At 71.4% G+C, this 15,203-nt stretch carries 14 protein-coding genes; 5 read left to right on the top strand and 9 right to left on the bottom strand.

Going from position 1 to position 15,203, the window contains the following annotated elements; genetic code table 11:
- Window positions 1-13 precede the first annotated feature (13 nt).
- Window positions 14-901 carry a metalloregulator ArsR/SmtB family transcription factor gene (locus tag ACLBXX_RS15715; protein WP_447658801.1) on the bottom strand — a complete coding sequence of 296 codons (888 nt, stop codon included), beginning with the start codon at window positions 899-901 and terminating at the stop codon, window positions 14-16.
- Window positions 902-989: 88 nt separating this feature from the next.
- Here ACLBXX_RS15715 and ACLBXX_RS15710 point away from each other — a divergent pair, with 88 nt between their 5' ends.
- The gene (locus ACLBXX_RS15710) at window positions 990-1,928 is read left to right on the top strand and encodes an RNA polymerase subunit sigma-70 (protein WP_447658800.1); all 939 of its coding nucleotides are present in this window, start codon (window positions 990-992) and stop codon (window positions 1,926-1,928) included.
- Between the two features lie 55 nt (window positions 1,929-1,983).
- Complete coding sequence (locus tag ACLBXX_RS15705; protein ID WP_447658799.1) at window positions 1,984-2,547, top strand: dihydrofolate reductase family protein; 564 nt, start codon at window positions 1,984-1,986, stop codon at window positions 2,545-2,547.
- 10 nt (window positions 2,548-2,557) lie between these two features.
- Here the strand turns inward: ACLBXX_RS15705 and ACLBXX_RS15700 are convergent, their stop codons facing one another.
- Window positions 2,558-3,082 (bottom strand): TetR/AcrR family transcriptional regulator, encoded by a 525-nt coding sequence (locus ACLBXX_RS15700; protein ID WP_447658798.1) that lies wholly within the window; start codon window positions 3,080-3,082, stop codon window positions 2,558-2,560.
- A gap of 99 nt (window positions 3,083-3,181) precedes the next feature.
- Here ACLBXX_RS15700 and ACLBXX_RS15695 point away from each other — a divergent pair, with 99 nt between their 5' ends.
- Window positions 3,182-3,895, top strand: coding sequence for an MBL fold metallo-hydrolase (locus ACLBXX_RS15695; protein ID WP_447658797.1), 714 nt, complete (start codon window positions 3,182-3,184; stop codon window positions 3,893-3,895).
- Between the two features lie 157 nt (window positions 3,896-4,052).
- On the opposite strand, the gene ACLBXX_RS15690 is transcribed toward ACLBXX_RS15695, so the two are convergent.
- From ACLBXX_RS15690 to ACLBXX_RS15670, 5 genes are all read right to left on the bottom strand, one after another.
- Entirely contained in the window at window positions 4,053-5,447 is a 1,395-nt protein-coding gene (locus tag ACLBXX_RS15690) for an FAD-binding oxidoreductase (RefSeq protein ID WP_447658796.1), read from the bottom strand.
- 134 nt (window positions 5,448-5,581) lie between these two features.
- Entirely contained in the window at window positions 5,582-6,073 is a 492-nt protein-coding gene (locus ACLBXX_RS15685; protein ID WP_387138789.1) for a bifunctional nuclease family protein, read from the bottom strand.
- A gap of 111 nt (window positions 6,074-6,184) precedes the next feature.
- Entirely contained in the window at window positions 6,185-7,009 is an 825-nt protein-coding gene (locus ACLBXX_RS15680) for an alpha/beta fold hydrolase (protein WP_447658795.1), read from the bottom strand.
- Window positions 7,009-8,199, bottom strand: coding sequence for a glycosyltransferase (locus ACLBXX_RS15675; RefSeq protein WP_447658794.1), 1,191 nt, complete (start codon window positions 8,197-8,199; stop codon window positions 7,009-7,011). Before ACLBXX_RS15675 ends, ACLBXX_RS15680 begins: the two co-directional genes overlap by 1 nt.
- A gap of 104 nt (window positions 8,200-8,303) precedes the next feature.
- Window positions 8,304-9,380 carry a class I SAM-dependent methyltransferase gene (locus ACLBXX_RS15670; protein WP_447658793.1) on the bottom strand — a complete coding sequence of 359 codons (1,077 nt, stop codon included), beginning with the start codon at window positions 9,378-9,380 and terminating at the stop codon, window positions 8,304-8,306.
- Between the two features lie 116 nt (window positions 9,381-9,496).
- On the opposite strand from ACLBXX_RS15670, the gene ACLBXX_RS15665 reads away from it, so the two are divergent.
- Window positions 9,497-12,280, top strand: coding sequence for an AAA family ATPase (locus tag ACLBXX_RS15665; protein ID WP_447658792.1), 2,784 nt, complete (start codon window positions 9,497-9,499; stop codon window positions 12,278-12,280).
- A gap of 19 nt (window positions 12,281-12,299) precedes the next feature.
- On the opposite strand, the gene ACLBXX_RS15660 is transcribed toward ACLBXX_RS15665, so the two are convergent.
- Window positions 12,300-13,520: an MFS transporter gene (locus tag ACLBXX_RS15660; protein WP_447658791.1), complete on the bottom strand. Its 1,221-nt coding sequence runs from the start codon at window positions 13,518-13,520 to the stop codon at window positions 12,300-12,302.
- 137 nt (window positions 13,521-13,657) lie between these two features.
- On the opposite strand from ACLBXX_RS15660, the gene ACLBXX_RS15655 reads away from it, so the two are divergent.
- On the top strand, window positions 13,658-14,110 hold the full coding sequence (locus ACLBXX_RS15655; protein WP_376008368.1) for a MarR family winged helix-turn-helix transcriptional regulator: 453 nt from the start codon (window positions 13,658-13,660) through the stop codon (window positions 14,108-14,110).
- A gap of 24 nt (window positions 14,111-14,134) precedes the next feature.
- Here ACLBXX_RS15655 and ACLBXX_RS15650 read toward each other — a convergent pair whose 3' ends face one another.
- Window positions 14,135-15,088 carry an aldo/keto reductase gene (locus ACLBXX_RS15650; RefSeq protein WP_447658790.1) on the bottom strand — a complete coding sequence of 318 codons (954 nt, stop codon included), beginning with the start codon at window positions 15,086-15,088 and terminating at the stop codon, window positions 14,135-14,137.
- Between the last annotated feature and the right edge of the window lie 115 nt (window positions 15,089-15,203).

Below are 15,203 nucleotides of genomic sequence, written 5' to 3'. Positions count from 1 at the left end.
GGCGCACCAGGGGTCAGTACGCGAGGATCTCGTCCAGCAGCGCGCGCACACGGCTTTCGATGTCGTCACGGATGCTGCGAACCGTGTCCATCGGCTTGCCCACGGGGTCCTCGAGCGGCCAGTCGAGATACCGCCTGCCGGGGAAGACGGGGCAGGAGTCGCCGCACCCCATCGTCACGACGACGTCTGCCGCGCGGACGACGTCATCGGTGAGCGGCTTCGGGAACTCCCCGCCGACGGAGACGCCGATCTCGTCGAGCGCCTGGACGACCGACGTGCGCACTTCCGGGCCCGGCGCCGAGCCGGCGCTGCGCACCCCGACGCGATCGCCCGCGAGGTGCCGGAGGATTCCCGCGGCGAGCTGGGAGCGCCCGGAGTTCTGCACGCAGACGAACAGCACCTCGGGTCGGGCGGGCAGATCACCCTGGGCTCGGCTGAGCGCTTCGAGCCGCGTCGCCGCGAAGGCGGCGGTGCGCGAGGCGAGGAGCGGCGAACCCGAGCCGGTGGCCAGGAGGTCGTAGCTGCTCTCGACGCTGGCACGCACCGTCTCAGGACTGAAGGTGCCGCGGAATCGGAGAGCGAGATCGTCGACGATCCGTGCGAGATCGGGCGCCGCCGGCGCCACCTCGCCGTCGCCGTCGCCGATGAGCGCGTTCACCCGATCGATCTGATCCGGCGCGATGGAGTACCAGACACGTCGTCCGTCGCGCTCCCGCACGACGACGCCTTCGGACAGGAGCGCCTTCATGTGGTGGCTCACGGTGGGCTGCCGGAGGCCGAGCGCATCGGCGAGCTTTCCGACCAGGGCGTGCCCGCCGTCCGCGTCACGGATCAGGCGAAGGATGCGGGCACGGGTCGGGTCGGCGAGGATCGTGAGTCCGCGCTGGGCCGCGCCTTTCATGGACCGAATTCTATCGACGCCCGACCGCCGCCGGTGGCCGCACGACAGGCTCCGAGTGTCGTGCAGGGACCGACCCTATGCTCGCCGTGTGGCTGCGTTCGACGAGGTCGAGCTGTCGGGTATCCGTCGACGGCTCCTGCCGTTCTGCTATCAGATGCTCGGCTCGCCGTTCGAGGCGGAGGACGCCGTCCAGGACGCGATGGAACGGATCTGGCGGGCCCGCGACACCTTCGACCCCGCACGTGCGAGCGTCACGACGTGGGCGTATCGCATCGCGCGCAACGTCTGCCTCGATCGGCTCCGCGAGGCTCCACGGCGCCCACTGCCGAGGGATCTGCAGGAGCCGGGGATCGAGATCGGCGCCCCGCTCGTGCCCGCCTTCGACGTGCCGTGGCTCATCCCCGCCCCGACAGGCTGGCTCTCCGGCTCGGAGGTCGAATCCGCCGCCGAGCGTCGCAGCGACGTGCGCCTCGCCGTCACGGCCATGCTGCAGTCGCTCTCCCCGCTCCAGCGCGGGGCCTTCGTGCTGCGCGACCTCGTGGGGCTGTCGGCCACGGAGACCGCGGACGCCCTCGAGGTGTCCGTCGCCTCCGCGAACTCGGCTCTGCAGCGGGCCCGCGCGGCCCTCTCGACCGGCACCCGGCGTCCACACACCCTCGCCCCGACCGCCGTCGAGCAGTACGCCCGGGCGATCGAACGAGCGGATGTCGCCGCCCTTGCCGCCCTCGTCGCCGACGACCTCGTTTTCGAGATGCCGCCGGTGCCCGCGTGGTCGCGCGGCCGGGACACCTACCGCGACTTCATGGCGGACTTCTTCGTGCGGCGCGGCGAGGACTGGGCGACGATGCCGATCTCGGCGAACGGCCAGCCCGGGATCCTGCTCTACCGGCTCACTCCCGATGAGCGCGAACCGCACACGGTGCAGATCTTCGATGCGGATGAGTCGGGCACGATCGCGCACGTGCTCGTCTACCAGGACCCGCGGCTCTTCGCCCTCTTCGAGAAGGAGTTCTCCGCAGAGCGATGAGTTCGCGGCATCCCATCCGTATGTCTTTGTGAACCCACTTCACGAGGAGGAGACGATGGGACGAGTGATCGTCGTGCAGTACATCACGCTCGACGGCGTGGTCGAGGACCCCGACGGCAGCGGCGGCACGCCGTTCGGCGGATGGGCCATGCGCTATGGGCCAGAGGGCGTCGCGGGAGACAAGTTCCGGCTCGGCAGCATGCTGGACACAGGGGTGCTCCTGTTCGGACGCCGCACCTGGAACCACTTCGCCGAGCTGTGGCCCGGCCGCGACACCCCGTTCGCGCGCGCGATGAACGCGGCGGACAAGGAGGTGGTGACGAGCCACGCACTCCCCGAGGACGGGTGGACCCACTCGCGAGCCGTCGACGGACCCCTCGCCGAGTGGATCGCCGAGACCGTCACGACGCGCGACGTGGTCGTGATCGGCAGCGGATCCGTCGTTCAAGCCCTGCGCGAGCACGACCTCGTCGACGAGTACCGGCTCATCGCGTTCCCGACGGCGGTGAACGCCGGGCGCCGGCTCTTCCCCGACGCCGTCGACCTCGAACTCGTGTCGTCCGAGATGACAGGACCTGCGAGCCTCACGATCCACCGCGTCCCCGGCCGCACCGCCTGACGGGATCGGCTCAGGCGGCGAGGCCGCGGCGCAGGGCGGCGAGCCCGTAGTCGAACGCGCCGTCGACGTCGCCGCCGAGCCGGAAGGCGCCGGCGAGCTCCATGTGGATGAAGCCCGTCGCCCACGCCGTCACGAGACGGGCGGCGTCGAGAGCGTGGTCCTCACCGGTGATGGCCGCCGCACTGTCGACGATCGTGAGTCCCGCGCGGTCGAGCAGTTCCTGAGGAGCGGCGGCCGCGAACATCAGCCGGAACCCCTCGGGGCGCTCGTGCGCGAGCGTCCGGTAGGCGCGGGCGAGGCCTTCCAGAGAGCGATCGGATGCCTCGAGCCGACCGGTCAGGTCGTCCACGGTGGCGGCGGCGACAGCCTCCAGGAGGGCATCGCGGTCCCGCACGCGCTTGTACAGAGACGGCGCCCGCACCCCCACGCGCTGCGCGACGCTCTGCATCGTCAGACCCGTGGGGCCGGACTCCTCCAGGATGTCGCGCCCCGCCGCGACGATCTCGGCGTACGACGTGCGTTCCGGCGTCGGCATGCGAGCCTCCCTCGATGGCTATTGACAGTAGCCATGATAGCTACGTATCGTAGCCATGCCAAGTTCGGAGACACCGACGGCTCCCGCGAAGGATCCCCTATGAAGCTCGCACCCCACCTGCACCGCATCGGCAACGACATCGTCGCCGCATACCTCGTCGTGACGGACGACGGCGTCACCGTCGTCGACGCCGGGCTTCCCGGCCACTGGAAGGACCTCGTGCGCGAACTCGAGGGACTCGGCCTCTCCCCCGCCGACGTGAAGGGCGTCGTGCTCACCCACGGCGACAGCGACCACATCGGCTTCGCCGAGCGCCTGCGCCGCGACCACGGCGTGCCCGTGTACGTGCACGAGGCCGACGCCGAGCGCGCCCGCACGGGCGAGAAGCCGAAGGTGTCGACCGGGCCGATGAAGCTCGGGGCGACGCTCGGGTTCTTCGCCTACGCCTTGCGCAAGCGCGCGATGCCCACCACCTACGTGTCGGAGGTCGTCGAGGTGCACGACGGCGATGTTCTGGATCTGCCGGGCTCACCCGTGATCGTGGGCATGCCCGGCCACTCGCCGGGCAGCATCGCGGTGCACATCCCCCTCGCCGACGCGGTGTTCGTGGGCGATGCGCTCACGACGCGCCACGTGCTCACCGGTCGCGAGGGCATCCAGCCGGCGCCGTTCACCGACGATCCCGCCGAGGCGCTGACGTCGCTCGAACACCTCGCTGGGCTGCGGGCCTCGTGGGTGCTCCCCGGTCACGGCGCGCCCTGGAAGGGCTCCCCCGCCGAGGCCGCCGCAGCCGTCCGCGCAGGCGCGGCCTGAGCCCCACCGCCTCGACATCCACCGCCGAACGCCGAACGCCGAGCGCCGAGCGCCGAACGCCGAACGCCGAGCGCCGAGACCCGGGGATTCTCGCCGAGACCGGGGACGTCGCCCCTCGTCTCGGCGAGAAATCCCGGTCTCGACGGAACGCGCGGACTCAGACAGGCCGGGCGGCGGCGAAGAGGTTCGCGGGGTCGTAGTCGAGCTTGAGCTGACGCAGTCGCGCCCACGCCGCGCCGAACGCCACCGAGCGGTCCGCTCCGGGGGCGTCGACGAAGGTCAGGGCGAGCGCATCGATCCGCCAGGCCATCATGGCGGCGACGCCCGCCCGCACCGCGGCTGTCGCCGGGGCCGCGGCCTCGGGCGCGGGCACCATCGCTACCGAGTGCACGAGGTACTCGCCGTCGAGCGAGGCGATCGCGCCGCCGCCCGCCGGCCGCCGATTCACGGCGCCGCCGAGATGACGCAGCTCCTGGACGAAGATCCCCGGGGTCTGAGCCGCCTCGACGAAGGCGTCGACGGCACGTGCCGGCAGCTCTCCCAGCACCGCGTGCCACGTCACCGACGGCGACGGCTCGGGCGGGTCCATGTGCACGCCGACGAGAGCGGGCGCGGGGATGCGGGCGAACGTGTCGACCTCGGGCTGCAGGGCACGGAGCGGTTGGAGCAGAGCGGATGCCGCGGCATCCGTGTCTTCGATCGCCCCGTCGATCACGACCACCGAACGGCCCGACAGGAACGGCGGCAGCTCGGGCATCGGCGGGATGTGGAGGATGCGCAGGGTCGTGGTCGCGGACTCGGGCGCGGACTGCGTCCACTGCGCCCACGCGTGCGAGACCTCCGAGGCGCGCGACGCGTCCCACAGCAGCATGCCGGCGAAGACGTCGGCGAGCGGGAGCAGGTCGATCTCGATCGCGACGACGACACCGAACGAGCCTGATCCGCCGCGCAGCGCCCAGAACAGGTCGGGGTGCTCGTCGGCCGTCGCGCGCACCAGCGAGCCGTCGGCCGTCACGACCTCGGCGGCGCGCACCGCGTTCACGGCGAGGCCGTGCGCGCGGGCGTAGAACGACAGCCCGCCGCTGAGCGAGTACCCGACGACCGACACGTCGCCGGCGCTGCCGTGCAGGGCCGTCAGCCCGTGCGGGGCGGCTGCCTCCAGCACGTCGTTCCAGAGCGAGCCGCCGAGCACGCGCGCCGTGCGCGCCTCCGGGTCGACGGTCACGCCGCGCAGGGATCGCAGCGACACCAGCACGGTGTGCGCGAGGTCGGTGTCGCTGAGTGCCCCCGCACCGTGGCCGGTCGACTGCGGCGCGATGCGCAGCCCCGAGAGCGTCGCTGCGCGCACGACGTCGACGACGTCCTGCGCGGACTCGGGGATCACGACGGCGAACGGATGCTGCGCCACGGCGAGATTCCACGGCGTCCGGGCGGCGTCGTAGCCGGCGTCGCCGCGCAGCAGGGCGCGGTCACCGAGCGTGGCCCGCAGCTCGGCCGCGGCGGCGGCCACGGCGGCGTGGGGCACGTCGAGGGCGAGGTCGTTGAGGGACATGGAGATGCCTTTCGATGAGGGAGCGCGACGGAGCATCACGACGGGCTCCGTCCGCGTGACCGCGCCACACGCGGCGGCCACCCCACGAAAGAGCGGGCTCCACCGCCCCAGATACATGGCGGCGCGAATCCGGCTCAGCTCTCGAAGTCCTCCGGCTCGACGTCGTCGAGGAACCGCTTGAACTCGTCGAGCCGCTCGGCGGCATCGGTCTCGGTGAGCACGTCGGGCACGCCCGCCTCGGCGAGCACCGCGTCGGCGACCCAGATCGGCGCACCCACGCGCGAGGCGAGCGCGACGGCATCGGACGGGCGGGCATCCACGATGCGGTCCCCGAGCGCGGTCGAGAGCGTGATCTCGGCGTAGAACGTGCCGTCCTCGATGCGGGTGACCTCGACCTTCGTCGCCACCGCGTCGAGCGCGGTCAGGATGAGACCCATCAGGTCGTGCGCGAGCGGCCTCGGCACATCGGCGTTCTCGACGGCGACCAGGATCGACGTCGCCTCGAGCTGGCCGATCCAGATCGGGAGCACGAGCCCGTCGCCGGGAATCTGGTCGACGGGTTTCAGCAGCAGTACATGCTGCCCCGACGCGTCGAGGGCCACACCGGCCACGCGGACCTGGACCATTGCACACCCCCTCGGCTCGCGGCATCCGTCTCCGCAATGGTGGCACGGCCGGCTGGGGTCTGACAGAGGGTTACACGCGGGCGATGAAGTCGCGCAGCAGGAGGTTCACCTTCACAGGATCGCGCGCCTGCGGCAGATGTCCGGCCCGTCGATGACGACGAGGTCGCCGCCGGTCAGATCGGCCACGATCGGACCCCGCAGCGGGTTCTGGCACTGGTCGAGAGAGCCCGTGATGACGAGCACAGGGCAGCGGACCGCCTTGCAGACAGCGGTGGCCGTGTCGACCGCGTTCGCGAGGTACGGGGGCGAGTCGTACTCGAGCAGCATCGTCTCGGGGCCCGCCCCCAGCGACCACTCGACGCAGTCCTCGCGCTGCTTGGTGGAGTGCGGCTCCGGGAACATCTCGCCGAAGAAGAAGCGGGAGAACGCCGGCCAGTCCTCTTGCCAGAAGTGGCGGTTCTGCTGCTGCCAGCCCTCGTACGAGTCCCGGGGTTCGTCGAAGTCGAACGCGATCCGGTGCGGCAGCGGCTCGGTGAGGAGCAGGCCGGGATTGATGGCGCAGACTCCGAGGACACGCTCGGGCGCCTCGGCCGCCATCATCAGCGCATGCCCCGCACCCGTGCACACGCCGACGAGCACCGCCTGCTCGGCGCCGACGGCGTCGAGCACCGCCCACTCGTCGTCGAGCAGCAGCCGGTCACCCAGCTGATCCGGCGAGTCGGGGCGACCACTGCCACCGTTGCCTCGCGGATCGCTGACGACCACGCGGAAGGAGCGGGCGAGGAACGGGATCTGCGCCTTCCACGCCCTGCTGTGCACGATCACGTCGGGCATGAGCAGGTAGACGGTCGGCGAGCCGGTGCCGTACACCTCGTAGTGCACCGGGATACCCCCACGGTCGAGGTCGCCGGTCATGGTCGGCTGGAGGGCGCGCATCAGATCAGCTCCCCGAGCATCGCCGCGGCCCGTGCGGCGCCATCGGACTCGACGGGACGGTAGCCGACCTCGCGGGAGACCTCCGCCACGAGACCCTCGGCGAGCACGGCCGTATCGCACGCCTCCGCGTACCGCAGGCAGCGTCCCGCACCGTACCGGTCCAGCCGATGGCGCACGTGGAAGTTCTGCTCGAAGTGATTCTCCAGCGGCACGTAGAGGAACGGCCGGCGACCGGCGGTCAGCTCCATGCACGTGGTGAGACCGCCCTGCACCACCGCGACATCGCAGGCGGCCAGGGCGAGGTAGAGGTCGGGGACGAATCCGCGCACGCGCGCTCCCTGTCGCCGAGGCACTGACGACGGATCGATGCGCGGGCCGGTCACCACCAGGAACCGCAGCTGCGGGAGCATCCGTCGTGCCAGAGGCACGGCATCCATCACGCGATGCAGCAGCGCGTCGCCGACGCCCGAGCCGCCGACGGTGACGACGCACAGCACGTCGTCGGGCCGGTAGCCGAGCTGCGCGCGAACCCGTGCGCGGTCGTCGTCGGTCGGCGGCGAGAAGCCGGTGACGTACCCCGCGAAGTCGTAATGCGCCTCCGTCCACTCCCGGATCCGGGGCAGACCCGGCCCGAAGCCCGCATCCACGATGTCATCGGGGTTCCCGACGAAGATCGAGCGATCCCGGAGCCGCCGGTATCGGGCGCGCTGCTCGAGCATCTCGGCGTTGTAGTCGGCGGCGAGGGCGGCCTCGGCATCCCCGCCGCCCGGCATCGGCAGCCACCCGACGAAGTCGGTCATCCAGGCGAACGCGAACCGTTTGAGCTCGGGGTTCTCGTGCAGGAAATAGTCCACGTCCCAGGCCTCGTCGCCGATCACGAGGTCGTAGTAGGTCTCGTCGACGACGTCGTTGAAGACCATGAAGTTGTTCACGAGGATCTCGTCCATGCGGCGGATCGCCTGGAACGCATGCAGATCGTGGTCGGCGGACTCGTCCTCGATGTGCGCGGATTCGTTCGCGAGGAGAGCGGATGCCGGGTGCACACGCTCTCCGGCATCGGCCAGCACACGGGTGACCGGATGCTGCGCCAGCCAGTCGATCTGCAAGTCGGGGTGGATGCGTCGCAACTCCTGGGCGATCGCGACGTCGCGCCGCGCGTGACCGAGGCCGATCGGGGACGAGAGGTACAAGGCCCTCCGCGGGCGACGCTGCGCCCTCACCCAGGTCTGGCGGTTCCCCATGGCGGCCATCTCCTCGCGTTCACGCCCAGTGTGCTCCCCTCATCCCCTCCCCGTCAGGGCCGCACCTCGATCACGCGGTTGAACGGCGTCTCGGCCACCGTGCGGAACCGGGTGAAGCCGGCCGCGGCGGTCACATCGCGGATGCGCGCGGGTCCGGCCTGCGTACCGAGGGCGAGGCCCACGTCCTGCGAGAGCGAGGACGGCGTGCACAAGAGAGTCGAGAAGCCGTAGTAGGCGCGGCCGACCGGGTTGAGGTTGTCCTCGACGCTGTCGCCTGCCATCGGCTCGACGATCATCCAGGTGCCGTCGTCGGCGACCGCGTCGCGCACGCGGCGCGCGGCGCCCACCGGGTCGCCCATGTCGTGCAGGCAGTCGAACATCGCGACCAGGTCATAGCCGCTGCCGCCGAACTCCTGGGCCGAGGCGACCTCGAAGCTCACGTTCTCGATCCCGACCTCGGCAGCGCGTACCCGCGCCGTCTCGATCGACTCGGCGTGATAGTCCGAACCGACGAAGGTGGAGTTCGGGAAGGCCTGCGCGAGCAGGATCGTGGATGCCCCGTGCCCGCAGCCGACATCGGCGACCAGAGCGCCGGCCTCGAGCTTCTCGCGGACCCCGTCGAGCGCGGGGATCCACGCATCGACGAGGTTCGCGTGGTAGCTCGGGCGGAAGAACCGCTCGCAGCCGAGGTGGACGTCCTCGCCGTGCTGGTGCCAGCCGTACCCGGCGCCGCTGCGTGCGGCGTCAACGATGTGCTCGGTATCATGCACGGTCCCGAGGGCGATCTGGAAGAAGCCGGGGAGGAACGCGGCGCTCTCGGGGTCGGTCATGGCGAGCGCGTGCTCGGCGGGAAGCGTGTAGCGCCTCGTGGCGGGGTCGTATGCGACGTAGCCGCCCGCCGCCTGGGCGTTCAGCCATTCGCGGGCGTACGGCTCCGCCGTCTGCGTGCGCTCGGCGAGCTGGGCCGGCGTGCTCGGGCCGTTGTCGGCCAGATCCCTGTAGTACCCCAGCTTGTCGCCCATCACGACGAGGGCGGCGTTGAGCGTCGCGCCGACCTCGTCGACGGCGCGGAAGACGAAGCTCATCAGCTTGTCGGTGTCGATCTGCGTGGATGGTGCGGTGAGAGACATCAGCGGCTCCTTCGGTCGTGGGCTGCGCTGAGCAGCTGTCTCGACGTTAGAAATGCGCCGGTCACCGGCGCATCCGTGGACCCCCCTGGTCGTCGGCCCGGTCGTAGACTCGGGCCATGCTGGTGGGTCGGCAGGCCGAGCAGCAGACGATCGATCGGCTCGGGGCCGCCGCGCGTCTGGGGACGAGCGGCGTCCTGGTCGTGCGCGGGGAAGCCGGCGTCGGAAAGACGGCACTCCTCGACGACTCGGTGTCCCGGCTCGAGGGGATGCGCGTGCTGCACGCGACCGGCCTCGAATCAGAGCGCGAGATCCCGTTCGCCACGCTGCTGCAGCTGCTGCGGCCGGCGCTGGGATCGCTCGACGGCATTCCGCCGGTGCAGGCGGAAGCCATCGCCGCGGCGCTGTCGCTCCCCGGCGCCGCGCGTTCCGTCGACGGGATCGACCGGTTCACGATCGGTGCCGCGGTGCTGAGCCTGGTCTGCCGGTTCGCGGAGGACGGGCCGGTCGCCGTCGTCGTCGACGACCTCCACTTCGCCGACGTGCCGTCATCGAACGCGCTCGTCTTCGCCGTGCGGCGCCTCGCGGCAGACCCTGTCGTCGCCCTGTTCGGCGTGCGCAGTCCCGAGGGCGATGAGGTCGTCACAGGTCTCCCGACGCTGTCGCTCAGCGGAGTGGATCTCGACTCGGCTCGCACGATCCTCGGTCGGGCGGCCGGCGAGGCCGTTTCGGACGACCGCGTCCGCACGCTGCACCGCGCCACCGACGGCAATCCCCTCGCGATGCTCGAACTGCGTGCGGCCGAGCTCGACGTGGTCGAGAGCCTCGAGACGGGGCTGCCGCTGCGGGTACCCCGCGCCGTGATCGACGCGTTCGGACGGCGCGTGGCCGAACTGGACGCCGAGTGCCGTGCCGCTCTGCTGATCGCGGCCGTCTGCGGATCAGACCACCGCTTCGTCAGCTCGGCGTGTGCGGCGTACGGCGTGGATGTGGCGGATCTCGATGCCGCGGAGGACCTGGACCTGATCAGCGTGCACGACGGACGGGTCGGCTTCCGGCATCCGCTCCTGCGCGCGGCCGTGTACTCGGGCGCGTCGGCCCAGGCGCGACGGGCGGCGCATCGGGCAGCCGCCGACGCCGCGCCGCCCGGAGACGTCGACCGAAGGGCGTGGCATCTGTCGGAAGCGACGTCCCACCCCGACGAGGCGGTCGCCGCGCTCCTCTCCGAAGCCGGCGGCCATGCCCTCGCGCGCGCCGCCTATGCGGTCGCATCCGGGGCGTTCGAACGTTCTGCACGGCTGACCCCCGCCGCCGGCGCGCGCTGCGCACGCCTGCTCCGTGCCGCGGATGCCGCGTGGGAGGCCGGCGACGGAGGCCGCGCCGTCGCCCTCCTCGATCGCCGGGCCGGCGAGGTGATCGCCGCCAGCCCGGAACCCGCGGCCGACACTCTGCGCGAGGTCGAGCTGCGCGCGTCGGTCGCGGCCCGTTCCGGCTCGCTGCGGGAGGCGCTCGACATCCTGCTGCGCGCCGCCGACTATGCGACCTCGGCGGATGCCGCGACCGTCGCCCTCGCGGATGCCGTACACGCCACGTATTACCTGGGCGATGCCCGAACGGCGCTGGCGTTGGCCGACAGGATCGCCGAGATCCGGCCAGAGGTGCGGACCACGCGGGCCCACGCGCTGGGGCTGATGGCATCGGGCATGGCGAAGACCCTCGCGGGGCACGGCGGCGCCGACGAGATCCGCGCCGCTGTGCCGCTCCTCGAGACCGACCCCGACCTGAGTGGGGATCCACGCCGGCTGTCGTGGCTGATGCTGGCGCCGCTGTACCTTCGCGACGCCACGAGCGGCGTGAGGCTTCGTCAGCTCGTCGACGAGGTGCGCGGAGCCGCCGGGATCGGCGCTCTGCCGGCGCTCCTCTTCCATGTCGCCGTCGACCAGGCGACGACGGCCGCGACCTGGGTGTACGCCGAGGCGAACTTCACCGAGGCGATCCGGCTCGCGAGCGATACCGGTCAGACCACGGAACTGGCCATGTCGCTGGCGGGGCTCACCCGTCTGGATTCACGAGCCGGGCGCGCCGATGCGTGCCGCGCACACGGCGACGCGGCACGGTCGCAGTGCGCCGAGCGCGGCATCCACGTCGGCGAGGTGTGGGTGGGGCACGCGCTGGGCGACCTCGAGCTGTCGATGGGGCATCCCGAGGCCGCGGTCGGACTCTTCGCGGAGCTGATCGGCCTGCTCGAGCGTCTCGGGCTGGACGACGTCGACCTCGCTCCCGGGCCGGAGCACACCGACGCACTCGTACGGGTCGGGCGGCACGCGGAGGCTGGAGCCAGCGCGTCGTCGTATCGCGAGCGCGCGATGGCGAAGGGACAGCCGTGGGCGCGCGCCCGCGCGGACCGCGCGATGGGGATCGCCGGCGAGGACGGTGCATCGGAGAGGTGGTTCGAGTCGGCGCTCGGATGGCACGAGCAGACTCTCGATCGATTCGAGGCCGCTCGGACCCGCCTCGCGTACGGCGAGTGGCTGCGCCGGTCGGGTCGGCGGATCGATGCGCGCGCGCAATTGCGAGCGGCACTCGGCGGCTTCACCGAACTGGGGGCGGTGGTGTGGCGTGATCGCGCCGCGGCCGAGCTCACCGCCACCGGCGAGCACGTCCGGGCTTCCGGTGGCAACGCCGTCGGCGCTCTCACCTCACAGGAGCTCCAAGTGAGCGTGCTCCTCGCCGAGGGGCGCACGACGCGAGAGGCCGCGGCCGCGCTCTTCCTGAGTCCGAAGACCGTGGAGTACCACCTGCGCAAGGTGTACACGAAGCTGGGCATCGGATCGCGCGCCGAGCTCACGGAGGCACTTGCCGGAGCGGAGACCCATCGCGAGGACCGGGCGACGCGGGAGTGAACGACTGCGGAGGCAGCCCTCACACCACGGGAATCGGGACCGTGCCCGTGGTCGCGGGCACGACAGATCGCACGGTCCGCACGACGCGGCGTCGCGCGCGGTAGGCCAGGAGAGCGGCGACGATCATCACGACGAGCCCCGCGGCCGAGATGACCGCGCCGATCCAGACGGGAGCGGTGTACCCCAGTCCCATGCTGATCCCGACGCCGCCGGCCCACGCGCCCAGCGCGTTGCCGACGTTGAACGCGCCGATGTTGGCACCCGAGGCGAGCGTCGGAGCGCCGTCGGCGTAGTCCATGATGCGGCTCTGCAGCCCCGGCACGGTGCCGAAGCCGAAGGCGCCCATCAGCACGAGTCCGGCGATCGTCGCGGCCTGAGAGCCGGCGAACAGGGCGAACGCGACGAGCACGACCACGAGCGCCGCGATGAACGCGATCAGCGTCGCGTCCAGGCGCCGGTCGGCCAGGCGTCCGCCCAGCCAGTTGCCGCCGACGAGACCGGCGCCGAACAGCACGAGCAGCCACGGCACGGCACCGGGCGCGAAGCCGCTCACCTCGGTGAGCGTGTAGGCGATGTAGGTGAAGGCACCGAACATGCCGCCGAAGGCCAGGACCGTGACGACCAGCGACAGCCACACCTGGGTCGAGCGGAATGCCCGCAGCTCGCGGCGGAGGCTGATGCGCTCCTGCGCGCCCGACGGGGCGGGGACGAGAGCGGCGATGCCGGCGAACGCGATGACGCCGATGCCGGCGATGACCCAGAACGTCGACCGCCATCCGAACTGCTGACCGAGGAACGTGCCGAACGGAACGCCCAGCACGTTGGCCGCGGTAAGACCGGTGAACATGATGGCGATCGCGCCGGCGCGCTTCTCGGGTGCCACGAGGCTCGCCGCGACCACGGAGCCGATACCGAAGAAGGCACCGTGCGACAGGGCGGCGAGGATGCGGCCGGTCATCGCGATGCCGTAGTCCGGGGCGAGTGCCGTGAGCACGTTCCCGGCGATGAAGAGCACGATGAGGCCGAGCAGCACGGGCTTGCGCGGCAGACGGGTCGTGGCGGCGGTGAGCCCGAGAGCACCGACGACGACGCCGAGGGCGTAGCCGGAGATGAGCCAGCCCGCCGCCGCCTCGCTGACGGCGAAGTCGCGGGCGACCTCGGGCAGCAGGCCCATGATGACGAACTCCGTGAGTCCGATGCCGAAGGCGCCCATGGCGAACGCGACGAGTCCGAGTGGCATGAGGGATCTCCTGGTATGCTGGGGTTTAGTTGCACACGCGGGATATTGCGTAAGCGAGATAAATAGTTGCACACGCTAGATAAACGCGCAAACAACTATGCGTTCGCATCGACCCGTCGCATCGATCAGGAGGACTCATGGGCATCGCAGACGACGCCGTCGAGGTGCGCGCTCAGGGCTGGCGCACCCTCGCCGCCCTGCACGGACTCATCGAGGCCGAGCTCGAGCGCGCACTCGCCGCTTCGGTCGAGCTTTCGGTGGTCGAGTACACCGTGCTCGACGCCCTCAGCCGTCAGGACGGCTGGCACATGCGCATGCAGCAGCTTGCTCGCGCGACCGCGCTGAGCCCGAGCGCCACCACGCGCCTCGTGAACCGCCTCGAGGACCGCGCTCTCATCACGCGCATCCTGTGCGCCGACGACCGGCGCGGCATCTACACCGAGCTCACTCCGGCCGGGCGCGCGCTGTACGACCGCGCCCACCCCATCCACGACGAGACGCTCGTCCGGGTGCTCGCCGAGGCGGCGGAGCAGCCCGAGCTCGCGCCCGTCGTGGAGGTGCTGCAGACGGTGGCCCCGCAACCGGCCTGAGCCGGCGCGGGGCCCAACCTGGGATCAGACGGCGGCGGGCGTCCACTCCGACACGCGGCTGAGGGTCTCGACCTCGTCGGCCGTGAGCTCGACGCGGGCGCCGTCGAGCAGATCCGAGACCTGCTCCACGCGCGACGCGCTCGCGATGGGCGCTGCCACCGTCGGCTGCGCGCGCAGCCACGCCAGGGCCGTCGCCGCGATCGAGGCGCCGTGGGTACGGCCGATCCCCTCGAGCGCGTCGATGATCTCGAGCCCCTGCGCGGTCGCGTACTGCGACGCAGCGCCGGCGCGCGGGGAGGACTGGCCAGCGGCATCCGTCGTCCGGTACTTGCCGGTGAGGAAGCCCTTCGCGAGGGAGAAGTAGGGCACCAGGCTCAGGTCGAACTCCTGCGCCAGCGGGATGATGTGCTCCTCGATGTCGTTGCGGTGCACGAGGTTGTAGTGCGGCTGGATCGCGACCGGAAGCGCACTGCCCGCAGCCTGGGCGAGACCGACCCACTCGCGGATGCGGTCGGCGCTGTAGTTCGAGACCGCGGTGTAGCGCACGAGTCCGTCGGTGACGAGCTCGCCGAAGGCGGCGACGGTCTCCTCCAGCGGCACCGTCTCGTCGTCGAAGTGTGCGTAGTAGAGGTCGATGGTGTCGACGCCCAGGCGCTTCAGCGACGCTTCCGCGGCGGCCCGGACGTTCTTCGCCGAGAGGCCCTTGAACTCGGGGTGCTGACTCACCTTCGTCGCGACGACGACGTTCCCGGGCTTCCGTGCCGCGAGCCACTCGCCGATGATCGTCTCGCTCTCGCCGCCGGAGTTGCCGTCGACCCACGCGCTGTACGAATCGGCGGTGTCGATGAAGTTCCCGCCGCCGGCGTGGAACGCGTCGAGGATCTCGAACGACGCCTCGCGGTCGGCCGTCCAGCCGAACACGTTGCCGCCGAGCGAGAGGGGAAGGACGTCGAGGGAGCTGGTTCCGATGAAGGTCATGCTTCGAGGCAACCACGCGGCGCGCCGATCGCTTCCCCGATGACGCGACATGACGCCTCGCGATCGGCGCGCCACCCCCGCAGCGAGAGTGCATTCACCGGAATGGATGCTGCGC

Source organism: Microbacterium sp. C23T, from assembly GCF_053345975.1.
This window is presented reverse-complemented; position numbering and strand designations above follow the sequence as displayed.